Origin of the sequence: Arthrobacter globiformis (assembly GCF_030815865.1) — a bacterium.
GTDB lineage: Bacteria > Actinomycetota > Actinomycetes > Actinomycetales > Micrococcaceae > Arthrobacter > Arthrobacter globiformis_B.
Genome location: NZ_JAUSXI010000001.1, coordinates 3896099 through 3919657, shown reverse-complemented (window position 1 = coordinate 3919657; position 23559 = coordinate 3896099). Strand labels below are relative to the sequence as shown.

23 protein-coding genes, 2 pseudogenes and 1 riboswitch are annotated in these 23559 nt (G+C 67.9%); of the genes and pseudogenes, 12 read left to right on the top strand and 13 right to left on the bottom strand.

Going from position 1 to position 23559, the window contains the following annotated elements; all coding sequences use genetic code 11:
- Positions 1 to 4: 4 nt before the first annotated feature.
- Both QFZ33_RS18170 and QFZ33_RS18165 read right to left on the bottom strand, forming a co-directional pair.
- Positions 5 to 1669 (bottom strand): DEAD/DEAH box helicase, encoded by a 1665-nt coding sequence (locus QFZ33_RS18170; protein WP_307029721.1) that lies wholly within the window; start codon positions 1667 to 1669, stop codon positions 5 to 7.
- Positions 1670 to 2003: 334 nt separating this feature from the next.
- Positions 2004 to 3521: an RNB domain-containing ribonuclease gene (locus tag QFZ33_RS18165; RefSeq protein ID WP_307029719.1), complete on the bottom strand. Its 1518-nt coding sequence runs from the start codon at positions 3519 to 3521 to the stop codon at positions 2004 to 2006.
- Between the two features lie 41 nt (positions 3522 to 3562).
- Between QFZ33_RS18165 and QFZ33_RS18160 the strand changes: the two genes are divergently transcribed.
- Positions 3563 to 4249 (top strand): ferritin-like fold-containing protein, encoded by a 687-nt coding sequence (locus QFZ33_RS18160; protein WP_307029717.1) that lies wholly within the window; start codon positions 3563 to 3565, stop codon positions 4247 to 4249.
- Positions 4250 to 4286: 37 nt separating this feature from the next.
- Here QFZ33_RS18160 and thiE read toward each other — a convergent pair whose 3' ends face one another.
- Positions 4287 to 4988 carry a thiamine phosphate synthase gene (thiE, locus tag QFZ33_RS18155; RefSeq protein WP_307029715.1) on the bottom strand — a complete coding sequence of 234 codons (702 nt, stop codon included), beginning with the start codon at positions 4986 to 4988 and terminating at the stop codon, positions 4287 to 4289.
- Between the two features lie 27 nt (positions 4989 to 5015).
- A riboswitch (TPP riboswitch) is annotated at positions 5016 to 5136 on the top strand.
- Here thiE and thiO point away from each other — a divergent pair.
- From thiO to QFZ33_RS18135, 4 genes are all read left to right on the top strand, one after another.
- Positions 5128 to 6402 (top strand): glycine oxidase ThiO, encoded by a 1275-nt coding sequence (gene thiO, locus QFZ33_RS18150; protein WP_307029713.1) that lies wholly within the window; start codon positions 5128 to 5130, stop codon positions 6400 to 6402. (Overlaps the previous riboswitch by 9 nt.)
- A 77-nt stretch (positions 6403 to 6479) precedes the next feature.
- Positions 6480 to 6716 carry a sulfur carrier protein ThiS gene (gene thiS, locus QFZ33_RS18145; RefSeq protein ID WP_307029711.1) on the top strand — a complete coding sequence of 79 codons (237 nt, stop codon included), beginning with the start codon at positions 6480 to 6482 and terminating at the stop codon, positions 6714 to 6716.
- Positions 6717 to 6733: 17 nt separating this feature from the next.
- The gene (locus QFZ33_RS18140) at positions 6734 to 7516 is read left to right on the top strand and encodes a thiazole synthase (protein WP_373427292.1); all 783 of its coding nucleotides are present in this window, start codon (positions 6734 to 6736) and stop codon (positions 7514 to 7516) included.
- A 63-nt stretch (positions 7517 to 7579) separates the two neighbouring features.
- Positions 7580 to 8260, top strand: coding sequence for a 4a-hydroxytetrahydrobiopterin dehydratase (locus QFZ33_RS18135; protein WP_307029708.1), 681 nt, complete (start codon positions 7580 to 7582; stop codon positions 8258 to 8260).
- Between the two features lie 65 nt (positions 8261 to 8325).
- Here the strand turns inward: QFZ33_RS18135 and QFZ33_RS18130 are convergent, their stop codons facing one another.
- From QFZ33_RS18130 to QFZ33_RS18110, 5 genes are all read right to left on the bottom strand, one after another.
- Entirely contained in the window at positions 8326 to 9087 is a 762-nt protein-coding gene (locus QFZ33_RS18130; protein WP_307029706.1) for a cation transporter, read from the bottom strand.
- Positions 9084 to 9410, bottom strand: coding sequence for an ArsR/SmtB family transcription factor (locus tag QFZ33_RS18125; protein ID WP_307029705.1), 327 nt, complete (start codon positions 9408 to 9410; stop codon positions 9084 to 9086). The genes QFZ33_RS18130 and QFZ33_RS18125 overlap by 4 nt, the downstream gene beginning before the upstream one ends.
- 674 nt (positions 9411 to 10084) lie before the next feature.
- Positions 10085 to 10387, bottom strand: a complete 303-nt coding sequence (locus QFZ33_RS18120; RefSeq protein WP_307029703.1) for a hypothetical protein — start codon at positions 10385 to 10387, stop codon at positions 10085 to 10087.
- Between the two features lie 8 nt (positions 10388 to 10395).
- Positions 10396 to 10620, bottom strand: coding sequence for a DUF3107 domain-containing protein (locus tag QFZ33_RS18115; RefSeq protein ID WP_003805104.1), 225 nt, complete (start codon positions 10618 to 10620; stop codon positions 10396 to 10398).
- A 56-nt stretch (positions 10621 to 10676) separates the two neighbouring features.
- Positions 10677 to 11345 (bottom strand): TetR/AcrR family transcriptional regulator, encoded by a 669-nt coding sequence (locus QFZ33_RS18110; protein WP_214853718.1) that lies wholly within the window; start codon positions 11343 to 11345, stop codon positions 10677 to 10679.
- Between the two features lie 84 nt (positions 11346 to 11429).
- Between QFZ33_RS18110 and moeB the strand changes: the two are divergent.
- A pseudogene (moeB, locus tag QFZ33_RS18105) lies at positions 11430 to 12630 on the top strand (molybdopterin-synthase adenylyltransferase MoeB).
- A gap of 32 nt (positions 12631 to 12662) precedes the next feature.
- On the opposite strand, the gene QFZ33_RS18100 reads toward moeB, so the two are convergent.
- From QFZ33_RS18100 to QFZ33_RS18080, 5 genes are all read right to left on the bottom strand, one after another.
- Positions 12663 to 13058 carry a hypothetical protein gene (locus QFZ33_RS18100; protein WP_307029700.1) on the bottom strand — a complete coding sequence of 132 codons (396 nt, stop codon included), beginning with the start codon at positions 13056 to 13058 and terminating at the stop codon, positions 12663 to 12665.
- Complete coding sequence (locus QFZ33_RS18095; RefSeq protein ID WP_307029699.1) at positions 13028 to 13252, bottom strand: hypothetical protein; 225 nt, start codon at positions 13250 to 13252, stop codon at positions 13028 to 13030. The genes QFZ33_RS18100 and QFZ33_RS18095 overlap by 31 nt, the downstream gene beginning before the upstream one ends.
- Positions 13249 to 14298, bottom strand: coding sequence for a multicopper oxidase domain-containing protein (locus QFZ33_RS18090; protein ID WP_307029697.1), 1050 nt, complete (start codon positions 14296 to 14298; stop codon positions 13249 to 13251). Before QFZ33_RS18090 ends, QFZ33_RS18095 begins: the two co-directional genes overlap by 4 nt.
- 38 nt (positions 14299 to 14336) lie before the next feature.
- A complete protein-coding gene (locus tag QFZ33_RS18085) occupies positions 14337 to 15023 on the bottom strand; it encodes a hypothetical protein (protein WP_307029695.1) in 687 nt (228 codons plus the stop codon).
- Positions 15024 to 15119: 96 nt separating this feature from the next.
- The gene (locus QFZ33_RS18080) at positions 15120 to 16505 is read right to left on the bottom strand and encodes a glutamyl-tRNA reductase (RefSeq protein ID WP_307029693.1); all 1386 of its coding nucleotides are present in this window, start codon (positions 16503 to 16505) and stop codon (positions 15120 to 15122) included.
- 158 nt (positions 16506 to 16663) lie between these two features.
- On the opposite strand from QFZ33_RS18080, the gene hemE reads away from it, so the two are divergent.
- The 6 genes and pseudogenes from hemE (at position 16664) to hemC (ending at position 23552) form a co-directional block, all read left to right on the top strand.
- The gene (gene hemE, locus QFZ33_RS18075) at positions 16664 to 17758 is read left to right on the top strand and encodes a uroporphyrinogen decarboxylase (protein WP_307029691.1); all 1095 of its coding nucleotides are present in this window, start codon (positions 16664 to 16666) and stop codon (positions 17756 to 17758) included.
- A 5-nt stretch (positions 17759 to 17763) separates the two neighbouring features.
- Positions 17764 to 19248 carry a protoporphyrinogen oxidase gene (gene hemG, locus QFZ33_RS18070; RefSeq protein WP_307029689.1) on the top strand — a complete coding sequence of 495 codons (1485 nt, stop codon included), beginning with the start codon at positions 17764 to 17766 and terminating at the stop codon, positions 19246 to 19248.
- 118 nt (positions 19249 to 19366) lie between these two features.
- Complete coding sequence (locus QFZ33_RS18065) at positions 19367 to 20548, top strand: hypothetical protein (protein ID WP_307029687.1); 1182 nt, start codon at positions 19367 to 19369, stop codon at positions 20546 to 20548.
- Positions 20549 to 20622: 74 nt separating this feature from the next.
- Positions 20623 to 21324 carry a hydrogen peroxide-dependent heme synthase gene (hemQ, locus tag QFZ33_RS18060; RefSeq protein WP_307029686.1) on the top strand — a complete coding sequence of 234 codons (702 nt, stop codon included), beginning with the start codon at positions 20623 to 20625 and terminating at the stop codon, positions 21322 to 21324.
- Positions 21321 to 22557: pseudogene (locus QFZ33_RS18055) on the top strand (ferrochelatase). The gene hemQ and the pseudogene QFZ33_RS18055 overlap by 4 nt, the downstream one beginning before the upstream one ends.
- Entirely contained in the window at positions 22554 to 23552 is a 999-nt protein-coding gene (hemC, locus tag QFZ33_RS18050) for a hydroxymethylbilane synthase (RefSeq protein ID WP_307029684.1), read from the top strand. The pseudogene QFZ33_RS18055 and the gene hemC overlap by 4 nt, the downstream one beginning before the upstream one ends.
- Positions 23553 to 23559 lie beyond the last annotated feature (7 nt).

Here is a 23559-nt window from a genome sequence, read left to right as displayed (position 1 = left end):
GAGGCTATGGGGCCTCGGTGCCGGGCTGCGAGCCGGTCGCGGCGGATTCGCCGCCGGAAACCACTTCGCCGTTGCGGCGGCGCGTGCGGGTGCGGTTGCGGCGCGGCCTTACCGGCTGCTCGCCGTCAACAGTCGCAGTGGAAGCGGGGCCGGTCCCCGTGTCCGTGCCCGAGTCTGAGGAACGACGGCGGCGCTCACCCGTTCGCTTGCCCGCGTCACCGCCGCGGCGGCTGTCTTCCCTGCTGCCGGAGCGGCCGGAATCGCGGCCGCCGGAGCGGCTGTTCTTCTTGCCGGTCTCGCCCAGGTCCTCCAGGACCTCGGCGTCGACGCCGGCGAGGGTGCGCTTGCTGCGCGGGAGCCGGCCCTTGGTGCCCTCGGGGATGTCCAGGTCCTCGTACAGGTGGGCTGAGGAGGAGTAGGTTTCGACGGGCTCGGGAACGCTCAGCCCCAGCGCCTTGTTGATGAGGCCCCAGCGCGGCATGTCGTCCCAGTCCACGAACGTGACGGCGGTGCCCTTGTTGCCGGCGCGGCCGGTGCGGCCCACGCGGTGCAGGTAAATCTTCTCGTCCTCGACGCACTGGTAGTTGATGACGTGCGTGACATCGTCGACGTCGATGCCGCGGGCTGCTACGTCCGTGGCCACCAGGACGTCCACCTTGTTGTTGCGGAAGGCACGGAGCGCCTGCTCGCGCGCACCCTGTCCGAGATCACCGTGGATGGCGGCGGCGGCAAACCCGCGGTCCACGAGTTCCTCCGCAACCTTCGCGGCAGTGCGCTTGGTCTTGGTGAAGATGATGGTGCGGCCTCGGCCGCGGGCCTGCAGGATACGGGCGACTACCTCGATCTTATCCATGCTGTGTGCACGGTAGATGAGCTGACGGATGTCGCGCTTGGTCAGGCCCTCGTCGTCCGGATCCGCGGCGCGGATGTGGGTGGGCTGCGTCATGTACCGGCGGGCCATGGCAATGACCGGGCCCGGCATCGTGGCCGAGAACAGGAGCGTCTGGCGAACGGGCGGCGTGCCGGCGATCAGGGTCTCCACATCGGGCAGGAAGCCGAGGTCCAGCATCTCGTCAGCTTCGTCCAGCACCACGATCTTGACGTTCTTCAGGACGAGGTGCTTCTGCTTGTAGAGGTCGATCAGGCGGCCGGGCGTGCCGACCACCACCTCGACGCCCTTCTGCAGCGCGTCGATCTGCGGCTCGTAGGCGCGTCCGCCGTAAATCGTGGCGATCCGGGCGTTGCGCTTGCGGGATGCCGTCTGGAGGTCGTTGGCAACCTGCACGGCGAGCTCACGCGTGGGAACGATCACCATGGCCTGGGGCGCACCGGGAGCGGGCAGTTTATCGAAGCCGGCGTCATCGCGGCCCACCACGCGCTGCAGCGCAGGAATGCCGAAGCCGAGGGTCTTGCCCGTTCCGGTCTTGGCCTGGCCGATGATGTCGTGGCCGGACAGCGCCACGGGCAGCGTCATGGCCTGGATAGGGAAGGGGTGCGTGATGCCGGCGTCGGCAAGGGATTCAACGATGTCAGCGCGGACGTCGAGGTCGGCAAACGACTTTTCGGCTATTTCGTGCGGCTTCTCATCCGAGATGATGGTTTCTTCCGGCTCGATGGTCTCGGTGCCGGAGTCGTCAGAAAGAAGCTGGTGGGTATGCAATTCACTCACAGGGGAGTTTCCTTATTCATTTAGGCATTGGCGCCGCCTGCTCAACGGGCCGGCCGCGGGGCCGTTCCGGAGCACGCTCAGGCGCGCAAGCAATTCCAGTGGAAGCCGATCGCGGGCTATCTAATTGCCGGCACTGGGGACCGGCGGGTGTGACTCAAGATCGCGTAGGGGCGGGCTTGTTGAATTCAATTTACGGAAATCAACGACCGGGCATCCATTACTACCTAGCCAGTCTACTGGCAAACCCGTGTTTTCCTTGACTCGGGCCGCCGCGGGGGTCCGTTGCGGCCGCAGGAACTGCGGATTGCGGCACCATCGAGCTGTGGGCTGGGGATCAGCTGACGAGTTCGAGGTGGATCTCGCGGGAGGCGATGTCCGAGGAGACGAGCCGGACCCGGACCCTGGTGCCGGGCTCCATTTCGCCGGCACACCTGGCCGTTACCGCCGGTTCGGCGATCTGGACCACTCCGGAGGGGCCGGATCCGTTGGTCCCCTTCCCGTTTACCTTGCCGTTCCCGTTTCCGTTTCCGCTGCCTGCTCCGTTTCCGTTCCCGTTCTTGGCCGGCTTTGACCCGGAGATCACCACGGCATCGAACTCCTGCCCGATGTGGTTGATCAGCAGCGCGGCCTCCACAGTGTCCAGGGCCAGCCGTTCCATTCTTCCCGCCAGCTGGTCTGAGTACGCCATGATTTCGGGCAGCGAGGGGAGCGCCTCCCGCGCCCAGGCCGGCACCGGCCGGTTGTTGCTCAGTGCCTCGCAAATGACCAGGACAAACCTGTCCACGAGGCGGCGCAGTGGGGCGGTGGTGTGGGCGTACGCCGTGCCGATGGCTGACTGGACCGCGTCCTCCGGGACGGTCCCGTCAAAGTGCGTGTACCCGGCTCCGCGGAAGAGCATTCCGGCCGCGTGGAGGATGGCCAATTGCCGGTGGTCGGTGGGGTCGAGGGTGCGCAGGTACTCGCCGTAGCTTTCCTGCCCGTCCCACGGTTTGCCCAGAGCGTGGGTCTGCCGCTTGAAGTGGCTGAGCGAGCGTTCATCCGGGGCCGGCATGGTGCGCAGGATCCCCACTTTGCCGTTGAGCATCAGGGAGGCGGCGGCCATGCCGGTCATGAGCGAGATCTGGGCGTTCCAGTCCTCCACCGGAAGCTGCGGCACTGCGACGATGCGGTAGCCGCCGTCGGGAAGCTGGACGATCTCCTGCTCCGGCATGTTCAGGCTTGCCCCGCCGCGGGCACGCTCCAAGTCCACCCGCTTGCACCCGACCTCGCACAGGAGCTGCAGCATGGGAGGGGCCGTGCCGGCATCCAGTTCTGCCTGGACCCCCTTGTAGTTGAGCTTGGCGCGGCTACGCACCATCGCCCGGCGCACCAGCACGGACGCCACCTCGGCGGCGGCGTCGAGCTCGAACTCCCAGACGAAGGCGGAGCACAGCTGCCCGGCGAGCAGGCTGCCGGCGTTCTCACTGATCACCTCCGGATGCAGCGGAATGCGGCCGTCGGGGGCGTAGAAGGTCTGCCCGCGGCGGCGGGTTTCGGCGTCGATCGCGCCGCCCGGCTGCACGAAAGACGGAACGTCTGCAATGGCATAGAGGATCCGGTATCCCTCGCCGAGGCGTTCGATGAAGAGCGCCTGGTCAAGGTCGGTGGACGACGGCGGATCGATGGTCAGGAAGTCCACCCCGGTCAGGTCCAGGGCCGGAAACTGCCGGTCCGCAATGGCGGCTTCAGCTTCCTTGAGCACATCCTCGGGAAATTCCCCTGGAAGCTCCAGCTCCGTCCGCAGCGCGCTCAATGCCTCCTCGAGCGCGTTGGTCTGCTCGTGGACGCTGGGCGACAGACGGTGATGTGACACGAAAATCAGGTTAGCCCGAATTGCGCCGTTAGTCTTGGATTATGGGCACTTCCTCGGCTGACACCGCTCGCTACGACCGCTTCGTCGCAGACCTGTTCGGCGTGATGGCATACGGCGAACTGTCCGCGTTCGAACGGCTCTCGTCCGACGCCCGCTACTCACCCACGCTGCACGACCGCGCCGTGCTCGGCAGGATCGCCGTCATCGAATTCCAGCACTACGAACTGGTGAGCGCCAAGCTGGCGGGGATGGGCGTTGACGTCGAACATGCGATGCTGCCATTCCAGTCCGCCGTGGACCACTTTCACGAGCGGACCCGCCCGGCGGACTGGTACGAATCCCTGATGAAGGCCTACGTGGTGGACACGGTCTCCGCCGATTTCTGCCGGGCCGTGGCCCGGTTTGTGGATGCCGGAACCCGTGACCTCATCCAGCAGATCCAGTCGTCGGAAGAGGCCACGGCCGTGCTTCGGGAACGGCTCAGTGGGGCGCTGGCGGACGACCCCCGGCTCGCGTCCAGGCTGGCGCTGTGGGGCCGCCGCCTCCTCGGCGAAGCGATCACGCAGGCCCAGCGCGTGGGCCACGACCACGCCTTCCTGAGCGAGCTGTTCGTCGAGTCGGAGCCCGGTGCCACGGACGCCACCGCACGCGAGCTGGTGCGGGGCATCACCGCCGAAGTCGCGGAGAACCATTCCCGGCGGATGGTCCAGCTGGGCCTGAGCGGGTAGCTCCAGGACTCGCCGCCCGCGGATCGGGCCGTCTCGGTTACGAGACGGCGGCCGGGTACGTTGCGTCGAGGGCATCGAGCAGTTCCGCCGCGGCTGCTGCCGGGTCTGACGCCTCGGTGATCGCCCGCACGACGACGATGCGGCTGGCTCCGGCCGCCAGGACCTGCTCCAAGTTCGTGCGGTCGATCCCGCCGATCGCGAACCAGGGCAGCAGCAGGCCGCCAACCCGTTCCTCGTTTGCGGCGCGAACGGCCTCCGCCGCGTAGCGCACCAGGTCGAGCCCGACGGCGGCGCGCCCGGGCTTGGTGGGGGTGGCCCACAGCGGGCCCACGCAGAAATAGTCCAGGCCACTGCGCCCGTGGGCAGCGCCGATGGCTGCATCCACCTGGTCCGTGCTGTGGGTGGACAGCCCGATCACCGTTGAATCGTGCAGCAGCTTCCGGGCGGCGCGGAGCGGCAGGTCCTTCTGGCCGACGTGGAACACCGGTGCACCGGCGATGGACGCGATGTCGGCGCGGTCATTCACGGCCCACAGCCGGCCGTGTCTGCGGGCGGCGGCATGCACTACTTCCAGCAGCTCGAGTTCCTCGGCCGCCTCGATGCTCTTGTCCCGCAGCTGGATGATGTCCACGCCGCCGGCGAACGCCGCGTCCACGAAGTCCGCAAAGTCCCCGCGGTCCTTGCGGGCGTCGGTGCAGAGGTACAGGCGGGCGGCGGTGTGGGCAGAGTGCACGGTCATGGCAACCACCTTAGTTCCTCTAAACTGGGCAGGTACCGCGGGAGCCCGTTGCTGCTGTCATAAAGACGCAGGGCTGAGAGGGCGTCAGAGCCGACCGCTTGACCTGATCCGGTTAGTACCGGCGTAGGGAAGGAATTCCATGAACCCTGAAACCAGCGGCGACGAATGCTCCGCGGGAGCCTTGGAGCCCGGCGCACTTGAGGCAGATGTAGCCGTCATTGGCGGCGGCGTGGTTGGCCACGGCATCGCCTGGGAGGCACGGCGCTCCGGCCGGTCGGTGGTGCTCATCGATGAAGCCCCGGGCAGCGGTGCAAGCTGGGCTGCGGCCGGCATGCTCGCCCCGGTCAGCGAACTGCATTACCAGGAGGAAGGGCTCCTGGAACTGATGCTGGAATCCTCCGCCAGATGGCCGGAGTTTGCGGCCACGCTCACAGCCGGCGAGGACGCCGGTTACCTGACGACGCCGACCCTGGCGGTGGGTGCCGATCCGGCCGACCGCCGGGCCCTGATGGACCTGCGGGACGTGCAGCGGGCCTACGGCCTGAACGTTGAACCGCTGACCATCCGGGAGGCACGTTCCCGGGAGCCGCTGCTCAGCCCCGCGATCTCCTGCGCCCTGGACATCCCGGCGGACCACCAGGTGGATCCGCGGAAGCTCGTCCGGGCGGTTGCTGCCGAGCTGGCCTGCCATGGCCAGGAGATCGCGGCAGCGGAGGGATACGCGGTGCGGGAGCACGCCGCCGGCCTGCTCTGGGACGGCGCGCGGGTCTGCGGGGTCCGGCTGGCCGGCGGGGGAACCGTCAGGGCGGCCGAGACGGTGGTGGCCAACGGCCTGGCCGCGGCGCACCTGCAGAACCTCCCGGAAGGCCTGCAGCTGCCGCTGCGCCCGGTTTACGGAGACATCCTCAGGCTCAGAGTCCCCGCACACCTGCAGCCCCTGCTCACCGCAACGGTGCGGGGCATGGTGCGGGGAGTGCCGGTGTACGTGGTGCCCCGCGGGGACGGCACGGTGGTGATCGGCGCCACCCAGCGTGAGGACGGTGTGCCGGGCACCAGCGCCGGGGGTGTCTACCAACTGCTGCGCGACGCCCAGGCACTGCTGCCGGCAGTCGCCGAACTCGAGCTGCTCGAAGCCACCGCCCGGGCACGGCCCGGCACGCCGGACAACGCCCCGCTGCTGGGCCGGGTGCCGGCCGGCGGGCAAGGTGCGGGCACGGACGTGGCGGGCCTCATCATCGCCACCGGCTTCTTCCGCCACGGCGTCCTGCTGACCCCGGCCGCCGCGGCGATCTGCCGCCAGCTCATGGACGGCAACACCGATCCGCGCTGGGCCGCCTTCCGGCCGGGCCGGTTTTCACCAGGGCTTCCGGGCCCACTGGGATCTGCCGCTGTTCTCAGCCCCGTCCCCGGCTAATCACCCCAAGGGACACCGCAAGCAGCGGGCACTGTCACGTTGACCCGCGTCACATCTGACCAGAACAAGGAACCAGCATGAACATCACACTGAACGGCGTTGAACAGGAAGTAAGCGAGGGCGCCTCCGTCACCTCACTCGTCAGCCAGGTCACGGGGCGCCAACTGGCCGCCAGCGGGCAGGCCGCCGACGGCCAGCGGCTGGGTGTGGCGGTGGCCCGCAACTCGGCCGTCGTGCCGCGCAGCCAGTGGTACGCCACCGCCCTCGCCGACGGCGACGAGATCGAACTTGTCACGGCAGTCCAGGGAGGATGAAGACGATGGCAGAAACAATGATTGAAACAACAGACAGCCTGGTCATTGACGGGGTGGAGCTGACTTCGCGGCTCATCATGGGCACCGGAGGCGCTCCAAGCCTGGACGGTCTCGGCGCAGCGCTGCTCGCGTCCGGCACCCAGCTGACCACAGTTGCGATGCGGCGCTACTCGCCTGCCGAAACCGGCTCGCTGTTCCAGCTGCTGGTGGACCACAAAATCCGCGTGCTTCCCAACACCGCCGGCTGCTTCACGGCCCGGGACGCTGTCATGACGGCGGAGCTGGCCCGTGAAGCGTTGGAGACCGATTGGGTCAAGCTCGAAGTCATAGCCGATGAGCACACGCTCCTGCCTGATGCCGTGGAGCTGGTGGACGCCACCGAGCAGCTGGTCAACCGGGGCTTCAAGGTCTTCGCCTACACCAATGACGATCCCGTTTTGGCGCTTCGGCTGGAGACCCTGGGTGCATCGGCCGTCATGCCGCTGGGAGCGCCGATCGGCACGGGCCTGGGCATCCTCAATCCGCACAACATCGAGCTGATCGTGTCACGGGCCTCCGTTCCCGTGGTCCTGGACGCAGGGATCGGCACGGCCTCGGACGCGGCCCTGGCAATGGAACTGGGTTGCGACGCCGTGCTGCTGGCCACGGCCGTGACCCGGGCCCAGAACCCCGCGCTGATGGCCGAGGCCTTCAAACACGCCGTGATCGCCGGTAGGCTGGCGCGTGCGGCCGGGCGGATCCCGCGCCGTGAGCATGCGTTGGCGTCGTCGGCCATGGAGGGCCGGGCGGAGTTCCTCTAAGTCCGGCCAATCCCTGCCGCTCCGGCGTGGGGCGGCTCAGCCGGTACTGCTAAGGAGCCAGTTGTGGCCGCCACGGACGACATTCTCACCCGACCCCAGATCGACGAAGCGCTCGCCGGGCTGCCCGACTGGCGCTACCGCCTCGGCGGGCTTGTCACTGTCTATAAGACGCCGACGGCGGCGGTCGCGCTCGAGCTGATAGCCGCCGTCGGGCGCGTGGCAGAGGACATGGACCACCATCCGGACCTGGACTGGCGCTATAACCGGGTGTTCATCCGGTTCAGCTCCCACGACGTCGGCGGCGAGGTGTCCACGCGGGACGTCCGCGCTGCCGCCTCCGTCAGCGACGCCGCCTCAGCGGCAGGTGCCGAGGCCCAGCCCGGCCTGTACCGGTCGGTGGACATCGGCATCGACACGGCTGACGCGGCGGAAATTTCCGAGGTCTGGCGCGTAGCTCTCGGCTACCGAAGGGGCCGGTCCGGGGACCTGGTTGACCCCTACGGGCGCGGTCCCGGCCTCTGGTTCCAGGAGACGCTGACGCCGAACGACAACCGCCTCCATCTCGACATCCACCGCTCCAAGGCCGAGTCGGCACCCGTACTGGAGAAGACCGCGGCAACCGGGGCGCTAATGAACAGTGACCACGCACCCAACTGGGTGGTGGTCACTGATGCCCAGGGGAACCGGCTCTGCCTGCACACCGAGGAAGGCCGCGGTCCGGACGTTGCCACCCCGCCGGAGTAGCGATCCGTCAGCAAGACCACTTTGTCGGAGACCAGATGACCTTCGAGGAGTCCTGGACACGGTCCTTAGTTTTCCCGGCGGGTCAGCGGCAGGCCCAGTACCTGTGCTGCAGGCGCTGGTTCTGATGCCTTGCAGCTGTCGCAGCAGCCGTCCGCGGCAGGCTCAGACGATGCTTCGCGGTCTTCACCGGGCACCGCCTGCGGGACAGTGCAGCACACGTCCCCGCGCCACGCGTTGACACCCTCACGGACGGCGATCGCCGCGATCACAAGGGCGGCGCCGGCGTCCGCCCACCACCAGCCCAGCGTGCTGTTCAGGACGAGGCCGATCAACAGGACGGCGGAGAGGTAGGTGCAGAGGAGCGTCTGTTTGGAATCAGCGACAGCTGTCTTTGAGCCCAGCTCACGGCCCGCCCGGCGCTGCAGCCAGGACAGAACAGGCATGATGGCCAGGCTCAGCGCGGCGATCACGATCCCGGGGGTCGAGTGCTTGGCCTCCCCGCCGCCGGTCAGGGACCGGACGGCGTCAACGGAGACGAAGGCCGCCAGCGCGAAGAAGGACAGGGCGATGATCCGCAGGGTGAGGTGTTCTCGCCGCTCAGGGTCCTTGGAGGAGAACTGCCATGACAAAGCAAGGGCGGAGGTGACCTCGATTACCGAGTCCAGCCCGAAACCAATAAGCGCGGAGGAGTCCGCGACGCCGCCCGCCCACAGCGCCGCCGCGGCTTCAATCACGTTGTAGGTGATCGTCGCCGCCGCGAAGACGCGGATACGGTGGTTCAGGACCGCCCGCCGCGCTGGCGCCAGTGACAGCTGCACCGCGCTCATGCCAGGCACGTCCCGTCAGGGGCGCAGCACGCCGGATCCACGGCAAGCACCACTCCGATCAGATCCCGGATGGCGTGACCCAGCCGGGCGTCGGCGAGCTCGTACCGCGTCCGCCTGCCGTCCGGGACAGCCACCACCAGGCCGCAGCCCCGCAAACAGGTCAAATGGTTGGACATGCTCTGACGCGACACCGCCAGGGCATCAGCAAGGTCAGAAGGGTAGGCTGGCGCATCGGCCAGTGCCAGCAGGACCCGGGCACGCGTCGGGTCAGAGACCGCGTAACCGAACCGGGCCAGCACCGGAGCGTGTGTCAGAGTCTGCATAGACTCACAGTACATCCGCTGATGTATTGAGCCAATGTTGTGCCACCGGCCACCCAGCAGGCCGACTTGGGACACATGCTGGACGTTTCATGACACGCGAAAACCAAAAGCGGAAAGCTTCCCCGACCTGAAAGCAACCGGCTTCTGGCAAACTCGGTCAGCTCGTTGGCAAGGGCTGTGATGAGAAATGCGGCGTGATAGGGGCTTGGTCGGTCGGGCTTGAAAGTCGCCAGGCACTCGGGTGCGTCGGCTCCGGCGCCCGGTCCTGACGCGATGGCGAAGCTTGCAATGACCGTCTCTCCGGTTGTACCTCGCCTTACGGGTGGGGATATGCTGCCGGGCTCGATTCCCTGTGTGTCTGTGCGGACTGCATAGGGGCCAAAGGCTTCGAGTTCCGCCCTCATGCGCTCACGCAGGGAGGAGTGCTGTGGGACGGAGTCCCTGCGCTCGTACTTTGATCCGCCCATGGCTCTGTTCTCCAATGAGCCGCTGCATGATGGCCATCCCCACTAGGGATTGTTCGGCAAGACAAGGAACTGCGCAGAGAGCTCGCGCCAGGTATGAGTCACGGCTTGACGAATGCAGAAGCATCTTAAAGGACAGTGACCACGCACCCGCTTGGGTGGTGGTCACTGAAGTCCAGGGGGCGTGGAGCCAGCCAGATCCTGCAGAGGCTAAATTTTCAGCGCTGCCGTCAGCCGCTGGGTGTCCTGCCTGGCGCGCGCCCGGCCCAAGTAGACCGCCACTGCCAGGGCAGCAGCCGTCCCGGCCGCCATGGGAAGGACCCACGGCAGCCACGTCAGGCCCGGCTGGTAGCCCAGCCCCGCCCAGATACAGATGATCCAGGCGAGCATGCCCACCGCAGCAGCGGTGCCTGCCGGCACGAGGATGCCGTACTTGGCGTGGCGCCGGTCGTTGGCCCAGACGATGAACCCGGCAGCAGCAGTTACCAGGACTACGATCACGAGGGACAGCACTGCTCGGCCTACAGTGCGCCGAAGCCGACCCGGCGCACTTCCTCTGCGCCGATTTCGACGTAGCCGAGGACGTTTGCCGGGATGATGATTTGGCGGCCCTTCTCGTCGTTCAGGCGCAGCTCGCTGCCCTTGGCGATGGCCTCGGCCACCACTTTCGCCACAGCGTCAGCATCCTGAGCCGATTCCAGCACAATTTCACGGCCGACGTTCTGAATGCCGATCTTTACTTCCACAGCAAGGCCTCCCAGCCAGTCAAGGTTGAAATTTCAAAGGTAGTTTCAGTTGTAGTCTAGGTCTCTTTAGGGAAGCGAGAGATTCCGCGCCAAGCTAAACGGTAAATCAGGTCGCTGGCCACATCGAGGTCGAGGTTCCCGTCCGTTTCGAGCCAGTAGCGCGCGCTGACCTGGGCCATGCCCGCAAGCCCACGTCCCAGCAGCTGGGCCTCCAGCAGGGGGAGCTTGGTGTCCTCGGCGATGATCCGCGCTATGGCGTCGGCGAAGGTCTTGTTGAACGTCTCCAGGCGCGAGCTGACATCGGCGTCGTTGATCAGGTCGGATTCAAACACCAGCCGGTGTGCCTGGTCGTCGCTGTCAATGAAACGGAAATAGGCACGCATGACGGCCTGCACGCGCTCCTTGTTGTCCGTGGTGGAGCTCATTGCTCCGAGCATGAGCTCGGTCAGTGCCTCGAGATGGCTGTCGAGCAGGGCTAGGTACAGCTCACGCTTCGACGGGAAGTGCTGGTAGAGCACAGGCTTGCTGACGTGGGCCGTTTCCGCGATCTCGTCCATCGCGGCGCCGTGGTATCCGTTGGCGACAAAAACTTCCTGGGCTGCGGCCAGCAGCTGGGCCCGGCGCTCGTCTCGCGGCAGCCTGGCAGAACGCTGGCCGGAGGCGCGGACCGGACCGGCATTGGATTGCGCGGCCTGAGTTCGATCAACCGGTGCATGATGAACCACTGTTGGCCTTCTTTCCTTTGCAGTTAACTTCACTTTACCCGGGGGTAATATGACCGCGCGGTATCTTCAGGCATACATTGAAGTATGGCTTCTCCGTCCACGGCAAATACAGTCCGCACGTTCCCGGGCCCCCTCGTCGATCCCGCGGCCGGGCTCTCCACCGAAGAGGTGGAGCGGTATTCCCGGCACCTCATCATTCCCGAAATCGGCGCACTCGGCCAACGCCGGCTGAAGAACGCGCGAGTACTGGTCATCGGCGCGGGCGGCCTGGGCTCGCCGGCGCTGCTCTACCTTGCCGCAGCCGGCGGTGGGAACCATCGGGATCATCGACGACGACGCCGTGGACCTGAGCAACCTGCAACGGCAGATCATCCACGGTGTGCGGGACGTGGGCCGGCCCAAGATCGAATCCGCCCGGGACGCGATTGCCGAGCTGAACCCGCTGGTGGAGGTCCGCCTGCACGACGTCAGGCTGGATGCCTCCAACGCCCTGGAGCTTTTCGCCGGTTACGACCTCATCCTGGACGGGGCCGACAACTTCGCCACTCGCTACCTGGTGAACGACGCCGCCGCGATCCTCGGCAAGCCGTACGTGTGGGGGTCCATCTTCCGCTTCGACGGGCAGGTCAGCGTGTTCTGGGAGCAGCACGGCCCCACCTACCGGGACCTCTATCCGGAGGCGCCGCCGGCCGGTTCCGTGCCGTCGTGCGGGGAGGGCGGCGTGTTCGGAATGCTGTGCGCGGCCGTCGGATCGCTGATGGTGACGGAGGCCGTCAAACTGATTACCGGCGTCGGGCGTTCCCTGCTGGGCCGCGTGGCGCTGTACGACGCCCTGGGCGGCAGCTGGCGCGAGATCAGGGTGTCCAAGGACCCGGATGCCCCGCGGATCACGGAGCTCACCGACTACGAGGCCTTCTGCGGCGTCGCCCCGGTGGAGACAACCGACACGGAGCATACCGTGACGGCAACGCAGCTGGCCACGATGCTGGCCTCGCGGCAGGCCGGGCTGAAGGACTTCGACCTCGTGGACGTGCGTGAGTCGGGGGAGTACGACATTGTCCGGATCGACGGCTCCGTGCTGATCCCGCAGGGGCGGATCCTCTCCGGCGAGGCGTGGGGCGAGCTGCCGCAGGACAAGGACATCGTGTTCCACTGCAAGGCCGGGACGCGGTCCGCTGCCGTGCTGGCCGCCGCCCGGAAAGCTGGCTACCAGCGCGTCAGCCATCTCGACGGCGGCATCCTCGCCTGGGTGCGCGACGTGGAGCCGCAGAAGCCCGTCTACTGACTCAGCCTTCCTCACCGCGGTTTCCGCCAACGTCACCTCGCGATGACCGGGATCTGCCGGGTATGGAGGACCTTGCCGGTGATCCAGTCCAGCAGGTCGACGGTGAGCTTGTAGTCACCGGCCGCCGGCGCGCGCAGGAGCATGTCGTACCGTTCCGCCGCGCCGAAGTTGATGAGGCTGGCGTATAGGGCCGGTGGCCGAGATCGGCCATGCCGCGCATTGGGGTTTGAAGTGTCCCGGAACGGCCGGCCGTCATGAGCGATCAGCTCCGCCATGGCGACATTTTTCCCTGCGGCGTCCGTGAAATAGGCATTCACCGGGAAATAGTTGGCGTTCAGCAGCCGCAGCAGCGTGGGCTTGACCGTGCCCACGTCGGACATGCGGGCCCTGATGCGCGTCAGTTGGATCGGGCCCTCTGCCGTGGGCACAGGAGCCAGTTCGCCGCCGAGCAGGTAGAAGTGCTTGGCTCGAACTTGTCCAGGCCGGCGTCGTCGCCCGAGAGCCCGGCGGCGTGGTTGAGTTCATGCCAGCGCGGGTCCAAGGAATACGGGACCAGCATGGTCTCGGTGTCAACGTCGTACTCCGGGCCGTCGACGAACGCCCGCCGTGCTCCCTTGGTCACGGGATAGTCCTTATGTACCGGCGGTCCTTCCGGTCCAGCGGGTGCATTTCGACAACGTCCTCCCACTGCTGGAGGACTACGTGGCCGTCGGCGTCCACCCTGCCCCGTGCGCGGGGGAACGTCTCGCCGTTGCGGCGCACCGTCCAGAGATGATTACCGTGGAAATGGAGCTGGTGGTGGACCACGCCGGCGTCGATGAATCGCATGAACTGGCCGGTGCGGACCGTTCCGGCTGCAGCACTCAGGCTGAAATTGCGGACATCAACGTCCCGGGCTGAGCCGGACATCAGCGTGTCCTCCTCCCGCGTCCGGTTGAGCGCCTCATCCGTGGAAACTGCCAAGGACTGGAAGCCGCTGCGTCCGTTGAGGGTAAAGTAGCGGGGCTGTACCGGCGTCTTGTCCGGGTCCACTGTGCCCTGCCGGGAGGCGATGCCGGCCCAGACGGGGTCGACGTTGTGCAGGATCCAGAGCCACTGGCGCTCAAATTCGGGCCCGTGGGCGCCGTCGCGCCAGGGCGAGTCCGGATTGACCACCAGCAGGGCGCCGAAGAGGCCCAGTGTCCGCTGGACCGGGTCTGCTGTCGGATCGGCCGGGTCGGCCCCGGGGTCGCAGTACAGGTAGGTGCCTTCCGCGGGCGCCTTGAAGGTCATGGTTTTGGTCTGGCCCGGTTTGATGGCGCCGGTGCCGACGTGGGCGTTTGCTGCGCCTGCATGCAGGAACTGGAGTGCGTGGTCCTGGGCCAGATGATTGGTCACCCGAATGCTGATGGTGCTCCCGGTCACAGCGATGAGCGTCCTGTCGGGGAAGAAGCTGGCCCAGCGGGCGCGGTGGACGAGGAACTGGCCCGGATTGGCCGGATCCCTGGCCGCCGGGGCCGGCCGTCCCTTGGGCGGGACCGCGGCGCCAAGTGGATAGGTCCGGCTTGCCACGACGGAACCGTTGCGCCGGAACACCCGGGGGCTCACGAAAAGGCTGGGCTTGGGGTCCTTGACCGCAGTCTGCCGGTCGCCGTACCCCCGGTGGTAGACGAGCGTCCCGTCCACCATCGGAAGGTATCCGTCGTTGATGTGCAGGTCCAGCCGGCTTATGAGGCTACCTTGGCGACCGTCAGCAGCGGGAGCGCAAGGGCCAGCGGGGCATCGTCCTCCAACCCTGTGTACTCGATTTCCATGGCGACCGAATCGTGCGGGGCCAAGTAACTGATCCAGACCTTTTCGGTGGCACCGGCGGCAATTGTGCCGGGGCCGCGGTCGGCGTCCTGCGGGGCTACGGTGATGCCGGAGGGCAGCAGCTTGAGGCGCAGTTGTCCCGGGCTGAACAGGACCGGCTCGGGCCGGACATTGGTGAGTGCCACTTCGAGCACGACGACGTCGCCCCACGTGAAGTTTCCGGGCTGCGGCCAGTCGAAGTCCAGGAGGGGGTCGCCGTGGTGATCGTCCACCGCGGCACCCTGGCGGCTGGAAACGCGCTGGATTCCGGGCTGGCCTGCTGCAGCGGCCCTGCGCGTTCCGTCCGTGACCTGCGATACGGCCGAGGCGAGCGGCGTGGCGGCAGGCTGCCCCTGTGCATCAAGCCTGGCCAGGCGTCCGGCGTCGACGAGGGAAAGTGTGCCGAAGGTTGTGGAGAGTCCGGCTCCGCCGCCGGGTTTGCTGCGGGACACGATGCCGTAGGTCCCACCGCCTACCAGCAGAAGCGTTCCACCGCCCACGATAAGTCCGAATTGCCGGCGGCTCAGGGGCGGCACGGCAGAGGCCGGCGAAGAAAAATTCATGATGGCTCCCCAATATGGCTTTCACGGGCAACTTCAATGCTGCGCGGAGAACCTATGGAAAGCTTGTGGGGTTCTGTTTGTCAGAACATATGCAGGTTAGGCGGAGTTCCTGCGGGCGTCGATGTCCTGCAGATCATCGGAGCCCTGCAGGGGACCGGTATTCGACAGGCTGCCCGCAGCGACGCCGCTGTGGTCCACAGGGCACTCGGCCTTGGACGCGGCAGCCGGCTGCTCCACGGTGATGCCATACAGGGTTTCCAGCGCAGCGACGTAGTCGTCCTGCTGGCCGTTGGACGCCAGCTCCCGGGCGCGCACGGTGGGGACGTGGAGCAACTGCTTGACCATGCGGCGCAGCGCAAACTCCACTTCTTCGGCGGCGGCGGTGCAGCCGTGGCGGGCGCGCACCTTTTCCATTTCCGCGTCGAGCACGTTCATGGTGTGGCGGCGGAGGGCCACAATGGCCGAATCCACCGAGCGTGCTTCACGTTCCTGTTCAAACGCCCGGGCGGCGCCGGAAACCATGCCGCTGGCCTGCGCGAGTGACTCCGCCTGCTCCTGGGGCGCTGCGAGCCGCACGGACTCCAGCGTCAGCAGCTCCACGCCGTCGAGCTCTCCAACCGCGGGATCAAAATCGTGTGTGAGTGCCAGATCGATGGCGATCAGCGGCTGGGCGGATCCGGCGCGGACCTGGGCGAGCTCGGCGGCTTCCACCCTCGTGTCCGAGCCGCTGCAGCCGATCATGACGTCGGCGGCGGCGACGGCCGCGTGCAGGGTGTCGCCGTCGAGGGCGGTCCCGCCGCGCGTTGCCACGAAGGTGGCTGCGCGCCCTGACGACGAGAACACCGAGATGTCACGGCAGCCGCGGTCGCGGAGCAGGGCCATGGTGGCGCCGGCGTAGGCACCGGTGCCGAACACCACGACCTTCTTCTTCGACCAGTCGGTCTCTTCGGAAAGGTCGGTGGCGAGGTCGAGTGCCACCGAGACGATGGACAGCCCGCGGGAGCCCAGGGCTGTCTGCGCGCCGACATCCTTGGCGGTCTTGGAGGCGGCTTGGAACAGGCGGACCAGCCCGGCGCTGGCGGTGCCCTCATGCTGGGCCGTGATCAGGGCCCGCCGCACCTGCCCGGCAATTTCACGTTCGCCTACGACGGCGGAGTCGAGTCCGGAGCTCACGGCAAAGAGGTGCTCGGTGACCTCGGGGCCGGTGCGGGTGCTGAATGACCGGGACACCAGCTGCTCGCTGAGCCCGCTCGAATCGCTGATCTGGCCGACCAGGGCGGCGCGTGCGGCCTCGACGTCGTCGGCGTGCGGCGCCTCGCCGTAGATTTCGTAGCGGTTGCAGGTGGCAAGGACGATTGCGCCCTTGACCGCCGGCGAACCGGCGAGGGCGGACGTGGCAATGCCAGAGGAACCGTTGCTTAGCTGAGCAACGGTTTCGAGGTCGATGTCGGCGTGTGTAGCCACCAATGAGAAAAGAACCACAGCACGACAATCATAGCTTTTTCGCAGGCGCGTAGAACAACCCTTTATCCGGATACCCGGTTTCTAGGGCCTGTGATTCCTGCCACCCCATAGTGGGACTGCCGCGGATGACAGGCTGTCGTTATCTTTTAGGGGCGATTTTGGGCACAATCAAAGGCATGACTTCTAGCGCTGTAACACCCGCCGGTACCGGACTCGACGCAGGCCATCCGCTTCGCGACGGACGCACTGCTGACTCTCCGCTTATTACGGCATACCGCGGCGGCAAGCCAAGCCGCCGCCCGGTGTGGTTCATGCGCCAGGCGGGGCGTTCCCTGCCGGAATACCTGAAGGTCCGTGAGGGCGTCGCCATGCTGGACTCCTGCCTGCGCCCCGAACTGGCCTCGGAAATCACCCTGCAGCCGGTGCGCCGGCACGACGTGGATGCGGGCATCTTCTTTTCCGACATTGTCATCCCCCTGAAGCTGGCCGGCGTCGGCGTTGACATCGTGCCAGGCGTCGGGCCGGTCCTGGACAAGCCCGTGCGGACCGCCGCCGACGTCGCCGCATTGCCCCGCCTCACTGAGGAGTCGCTGGAACCAATCCGGGAAGCCGTCCGGCTGACGGTGGATCAGCTCGGCAAGACCCCGCTCATCGGCTTCGCCGGCGCGCCTTTCACACTCGCCGCCTACATGGTGGAGGGCCGGCCCTCCCGGGACCACCTTGGCCCGCGCACCATGATGCACGCCGACCCCGAGACGTGGTCGGCGCTGGCAAACTGGGCCGCGGATGCCTCCGGCCTGTTCCTGCGCGCCCAGCTGGAGGCGGGCGCCTCCGCGGGCCAGCTGTTTGACTCGTGGGCGGGCTCCCTCGGCCTGGCGGACTACACCCGCTTCGTCGCCGCAGCCTCGTCCCGCGCCCTGGACCACGTCCGCGACCTGGGCGCCCCGCTGATTCACTTCGGCACCGGCACCTCGGAGCTTCTGGTGGCCATGCGCGACGTCGGTGTTGACGTCGTCGGCGTGGACTACCGGCTGCCGCTGGACGAGGCCAACCGCAGGCTGGGCGGCACCGTCCCGCTGCAGGGCAACATCGATCCGGCACTCCTGTCCGCTCCGTGGGAGGTCCTTGAGGCGCACGTCCGCGAGGTCATCGCATCGGGTGCTGCGGCCCCCGGCCACGTGCTGAACCTCGGCCATGGCGTGCCGCCGGAAACGGACCCGGACGTCCTGACTCGCGTCGTCGAACTCATCCACTCCATCTCTCCGGAGTAGAGGCCGTGGCTGCGGGCAGTCCTCCGGCTGCCGGGCGCACGGCGCTGGTGGTGGGCGGCGGCATTTCCGGGCTCCTGGCCGCCCGGGAACTGGCCCGGGCTGGCATCAACACCACGGTGCTGGAAGCTGCCGACGCCTGGGGCGGCTGCGTCGGCCGTCATGACGTGGCCGGGCTGACCCTGGACAGCGGGGCCGAGTCCTTCGCCACCCGTTCCACCGCCGTGGCTGACCTGGCCGTTGAACTGGGGCTGGGCGGGCATATTGTTGCCCCGCGGCCCGGCGGCGCCTGGGTGCAGCTGCCGGGCGGCCCCCGTGAACTTCCCAAGACCGGTGTTCTGGGCATCCCGGCCAATCCATGGGACCCGGAGGTCCGCCGCTCGCTGGGCCTGGGCGGCTCCCTGCGCGCCTCGCTGGATAAGCTGCTGCCCGCCTCCGTGGGGACAACCGCCGAGGTTTCCAGCGTTTCCGCACTGGTGCTGGCCCGGATGGGACGACGCGTCCTCGAGCGGCTGGTCGAACCCGTGGTGGGCGGCGTGCATTCGGCTGATCCGGGCCTGCTCGACGTCGATATGGTGGCCCCGGGCCTCCGGGCGGGCATCACCCGGCACGGCTCGCTGGCTGCGGCCGTGGCTGCCCAGCGCAAGGGGGCAGGATCGCAAACCACGCCAGCGCCGAGCTCCCCAACGCAGGGCAAACCTGCCAAGGCAGGCTCGGCCGTCGCCGGCCTGAAGGGCGGCATGCACACCCTCGTCACAGAGCTCGTGGCGGACCTCCGGGCACGCGGTGTGCAGCTGCTGCCGGGCAAGTCGGCCACCGCCGTTGCACGGACCCCGCATGGCTGGGAGGTAGCGGCGGGGGAGGACAGCTACAAGGCTGACGTCCTGGTGGTTGCCCTGGACGGACCGTCCGCAGTGCGGCTCCTCGGGGAAGCGGTCCCGGCGCTGGCAGGGCATCGGCCCGGGCCCGGGCCTGTGGTCAAGCTTGTGACACTCGTTGTTGACCTCCCCGCGCTGGACCGTCGTCCGCGTGGTACGGGAATCCTGGTGGCGCCGCAAACGGAGGGAATCCGGGCGAAGGCCCTCACCCATGCCACCGGCAAATGGGACTGGGTGGCGGAGGCGGCCGGACGCGGCAGGCACGTGCTGCGGCTCTCCTACGGACGCAGCGAGGGAGCGTCAGCCGCTGCGGCTGCCGCCGCACCGGGGCCGGAATCGGCATCGGATGAGGCGTTGCTTGACATGGCTTTGCAGGATGCGTCAGCGCTGCTGACGGTGCCCGTCACACGGGAGGTGCTGGTGGACTGGGACGTTGTCAGCTGGGCCGGAGCGCTGCCGTTTGCCGCTGTGGGGCACCGGCAACGGGTTGCTGAAGTCCGGCAGATCTGCGCCGGCACGGACGGACTGCTGATGGTCGGCGGCTGGCTGGCCGGTAACGGGCTGGCGGCTGTGGTGGCCGACACGAAAAAGCAGGTCGCGGCCTTCCTGGCGTAGGCGCCCCCGCCCTCCCGGACGGCTGCCGGGAGGCAGCTTACCCGCCGCCCGCGATACCTTCTGGCTGGCCTGCCCGCAAGTTTTCCCTAGCGCGAAATTGTGTCTAGGGTCGATGACTATGGTCAATCAGAAGTCCGATGGTTTTCGTTCGCTGACTGGTTTCCATGGGGGTCTTCGGCGCGGCACGGCAGCGGCAGCGTTCGGAGCGGTACTGGTCTTGTCCGCAGGGGTTCCTGCATCCAACGCTGCTGCGTCCGAGCTGCCCGCATCCAACCTGCTGGGCGATTCGGAGCAGACCGGCGGTGCTGCCGGGACGGGGCTCGGCGCGCCTGTCGACGCCGCCGGCCTCGATGCCTGGGCGGCTGCCGCCCTGTCGAATCACCGCAAGAGCGAAGGCAAGTCGAACGGCGGGAAGTCGGACGCCGGAGCAGCCGGCCCCGCCGGGCCCTCGCCAACGGACGAGCCGTCGCCCTCTGAATCGCTGCCGCCGACGCTAGCGCCGCTGGTCCCGACGCCGGTTCCATCTGTGACCCTCACAGCCAGCCCGACGCCGGACCCGTCGATTACTGCCTCGGCCACGCCCACGCAGGCCACTCCGGCGCCCTCCGATCCGGGTCACGCCGCTCCGGCGCCGTCCGATCCGGGTCACACCGAGCCGGCGCCGTCGCCCGCGCCGACCTCTTCGGAAGCCCCGACCTCTTCCGGAACAGCGACGCCCTCCCGGCCAGCCCGGCCATCAGGCTCTCCGGAAGCACCTGAACCGTCCGAAACACAGCCCTCGGGCACGCAGTCCTCATCGGGAACCCCAGCGCCATGGCAGTCGGGAACCCCGTCGCAGTCGGGAGCCTCAGTGCCGTCTCAGTCGCGAACCCCGTCGCCGTCGGGCAGCTGGTCAGGATCCCCGGCCGGAACCGGCGGCTCTTCCCCGGCTGGATCAGCGCCTGCCGGATCCGCCCCCGGATCCCCGGCACCGGCGGCCGAAGGTACTGCAGCGACCACCGAAACCCCATCCGCGAAAGCCAGCCCGTTCGAGGAGATCACGGGTCTTTCAGGCGGCGCCGGCCTGCGGGGACGCTCGGCCGCGGGCGTTGCCGGCGGAGTCTGGGGCTCGGCGCAGCTCGCGGGACCCAACAACATGGCGACGATCAGCTCGCCCTACATGAGCGGACCTGCCGAAACTGCTGTCATGGGCCTCACACGGAACGGAACTATTGAGCCGCAGGTGTGGTGGGGTGCAGGGCTCCTCGCGCTCGCCGGGGCGGCGGGTGTGGCGGCAGTTCGGATCCGTCGGTCGCTGTGAAGTTAGCCACTTCTACGCGATGTAGAAGTTGACTTTTTCGACTTAGGCCGCATGGAAGGGGCAGGATAGTAACCATGAGCCACACTCCTGCCGAATCTGTCACCAAAACCGAAGAATCAGCTGAGCAGTTCTTCACCCTCTGGACCGTTTTCAAGCGCTCCGCCGAGGCCCTCCGCAGCGCCGATGCCGCCGAGGATTTCGACTCCCTGGTGGCGCGCCTGGCCGGGGGAGGGGTTACCCACCGCGGAAGCTACGACGTTTCCGCCATGCGCGCCGACGCCGACGTCATGGTCTGGCTCCACGGCCCCAAGCCCGAGGCGCTGCAGCAGGCCATCCGAGACATCCGCCGCAGCAAGCTGTTCGCAGGAACCGAAATCGTCTGGTCCGCAATGGGTGTGCACCGCGAAGCGGAGTTTGCCAAGAACCACACGCCGGCGTTTTCCCGGGGCGTGGAGCCGGCGGAATGGCTGTGCGTGTACCCGTTCGTCCGGTCCTACGAGTGGTACCTGCTGCCGGAGAACGAACGCGGCACGATGCTGCGCGACCACGGCCTGCTGGGCCGCGACTTCCCGCAAGTCATTTCCAACACCGTTTCCTCGTTTGCCCTCGGCGACTGGGAATGGATCCTTGGCCTGGAGGCGCCCGAGCTTGTGGACCTCGTGGACCTGATGCGCCACCTGCGTTCCACCGAAGCGCGCAACCACGTCCGCGAGGAGATCCCGTTCTACACGGGGCGGCGGATCACCGCGGGCGAGATCGCCGAGGTCCTCGCATGAGTCCGTTGGACCCGCAGGAAGACGCCGTGAACGCAGTCGCCAAAACCGGCAGGCTTGCCCCCAAGGAATACGACGGCGTCCTCCTCGCCTCCTTCGGTGGTCCCGAAGGCCAGGACGACGTCATCCCGTTCCTTCGCAACGTCACCCGCGGCCGGGGAATCCCCGATGAGCGTCTCGAAGAGGTATCCCACCACTACCGCGCCAACGGCGGCATCAGCCCGATCAACCAGCAGAACCGCGAGCTGAAGGCCGCCCTCGAGGCTGAGCTGGCCGCGCGCGGCATCGACCTCCCCGTGCTGTGGGGCAACCGCAACTGGGATCCCTACATCCCGCAGACCCTCCAGGACGCGTACGACGCCGGCCACCGCCGGCTGCTCATGCTCACCACGAGCGCGTACTCCTGCTACTCCAGCTGCCGCCAGTACCGCGAGGACATCGGCATGGCCCTGACCGAAACCGGGCTCGACGGCAGGCTGGAAGTGGACAAGGTCCGCCAGTACTTCGACCACCCCGGCTTCGTGGAACCCTTCATTGCAGGTACCGCCGAGGGAGTTGCCGAGGTGCGCGCGCAGCTTGCCGCCGCCGGTAAGCCTGACGCACCCATCCACGTTCTCTTCGCCACCCACTCCATCCCCACCCGGGATGCAGTGGCCGCCGGCCGTTCCGAGGACGAGCCTCGTGAATTCGCGGAGGATTCCGCCTACGTGGCCCAGCACCTCGCCAACGGCGCGGAGATCATGCGCCGCGTGGAAGCCGATTCCGGCCTGTCCGCCCCGTGGTCCCTCGTCTACCAGTCGCGGTCCGGCGCCCCACATATCCCGTGGCTGGAAACCGGACATCAACGATGCCATCGAGGACTTAGCCAAGCAGGGCGTCGCGGGCATCGTGATTGTGCCCCTGGGCTTTGTCAGCGACCACATGGAGGTGGTCTGGGACCTCGACACTGAAGCGCTGCAGACCTGCAAGGAGCTTGGACTTGCCGCCACACGCGTGCCCACGCCGGGGACGCACCGCCGCTTTGTCGAGGGGCTCGTGGAACTGATCTGCGAACGCACGGTAGCCAACAACATCGCGGACCGCCAGGCCCTCACCGGCCTCGGCCCCTGGTACGACGTCTGCCGCCCCGGCTGCTGCGAAAACTTCCGCGGCGAAAAGCCCACCATTGCCGGCGCCGACACCACCGTCGGCCAGGGGCACGACCCCTACCCGGCCGCCGGGCAGGACGCGAAGTGACAGTACGGATCGGCACCAGGGCGAGCAAGCTCGCCCTGACCCAGACCCAGCAGACGGCCGACCGGCTGGCCGCCGTCGGAGGTTTCGACGTCGAACTCGTCCATGTTCGGACCGACGGCGACGTCCTCACTGGCTCGCTGTCCCAGATGGGCGGCACCGGCGTCTTCGTGGCCGCACTGCGCGACGCGCTGCTGCGGAACGAGTGCGACGTGGCTGTCCACTCCCTGAAGGACCTGCCCACGGGTTCCGCCCTGGGCCTGACGCTGGCCGCCACCCCGCCCCGCGTGGACGTCCGCGACGTCCTCTGCGCCCGGGATGGGCTCAAGCTGGCCGACCTGCCCAAGGGCGCCCGCGTCGGCACCGGCTCTCCCCGCCGGGCAGCGCAGCTCCGCGCCGTACGCCCCGACCTGGACATCGTGGACATCCGCGGCAACGTGGACACGCGGCTGGGCCGGGTGCCCGGGCTGCCCGGCAACGCCACCGACGCGGTGGTTGCCGGGAAGTCGTGCGACCTCGACGCCGTAGTCCTGGCCGCCGCCGGACTGGAACGGATAGGCCGCCTGGACACCGTCACCGAGTACCTGGAGACGGACATCATGCTCCCGGCAGCAGGCCAGGGATCACTGGCCATCGAATGCCGCACAGCCGAGGCGCCGCGCCGGGCCGGCTCCACCGAGGGGTCGCAGGGCGTGCTCGCCCAGGCACTGGCCGCCCTTGACGACGCCGACACCAGGCTTGCGGTCACGGCCGAACGTGCTCTGCTTGCCCGGCTCGAGGCAGGGTGCGCCGCCCCCGTGGGCGCGTACGCCTACCGGAAGGGCAGCATGCTCCACCTTGAAGCCGTGGTCTGCGCCGTGGACGGCGCCGCCTCGGTGCGGGACAAGCGGGCGACGGACGGACTCACCGAGGTGGGCGCCACCCTGCTCGGCATCGAACTCGCCGAGGTCCTGCTGGCAGCGGGGGCTGCGGACATCGCGGACCTGACGGCTTCCTGACCGCAGC

What these genes read in the sequence shown, in the direction of transcription:
- QFZ33_RS18160 (WP_307029717.1), top strand. Translation starts at nt 3,563, where the DNA reads ATGGGCACTTCCTCGGCTGACACCGCTCGCTACGACCGCTTCGTCGCA.
- thiE (WP_307029715.1), bottom strand. Translation starts at nt 4,988, where the DNA reads ATGACCGTGCACTCTGCCCACACCGCCGCCCGCCTGTACCTCTGCACC.
- thiO (WP_307029713.1), top strand. Translation starts at nt 5,128, where the DNA reads ATGAACCCTGAAACCAGCGGCGACGAATGCTCCGCGGGAGCCTTGGAG.
- thiS (WP_307029711.1), top strand. Translation starts at nt 6,480, where the DNA reads ATGAACATCACACTGAACGGCGTTGAACAGGAAGTAAGCGAGGGCGCC.
- QFZ33_RS18140 (WP_373427292.1), top strand. Translation starts at nt 6,734, where the DNA reads ATGATTGAAACAACAGACAGCCTGGTCATTGACGGGGTGGAGCTGACT.
- QFZ33_RS18130 (WP_307029706.1), bottom strand. Translation starts at nt 9,087, where the DNA reads ATGAGCGCGGTGCAGCTGTCACTGGCGCCAGCGCGGCGGGCGGTCCTG.
- QFZ33_RS18125 (WP_307029705.1), bottom strand. Translation starts at nt 9,410, where the DNA reads ATGCAGACTCTGACACACGCTCCGGTGCTGGCCCGGTTCGGTTACGCG.
- QFZ33_RS18090 (WP_307029697.1), bottom strand. Translation starts at nt 14,298, where the DNA reads ATGGTGGACGGGACGCTCGTCTACCACCGGGGGTACGGCGACCGGCAG.
- QFZ33_RS18085 (WP_307029695.1), bottom strand. Translation starts at nt 15,023, where the DNA reads ATGAATTTTTCTTCGCCGGCCTCTGCCGTGCCGCCCCTGAGCCGCCGG.
- hemE (WP_307029691.1), top strand. Translation starts at nt 16,664, where the DNA reads ATGACTTCTAGCGCTGTAACACCCGCCGGTACCGGACTCGACGCAGGC.
- QFZ33_RS18065 (WP_307029687.1), top strand. Translation starts at nt 19,367, where the DNA reads ATGGTCAATCAGAAGTCCGATGGTTTTCGTTCGCTGACTGGTTTCCAT.
- hemQ (WP_307029686.1), top strand. Translation starts at nt 20,623, where the DNA reads ATGAGCCACACTCCTGCCGAATCTGTCACCAAAACCGAAGAATCAGCT.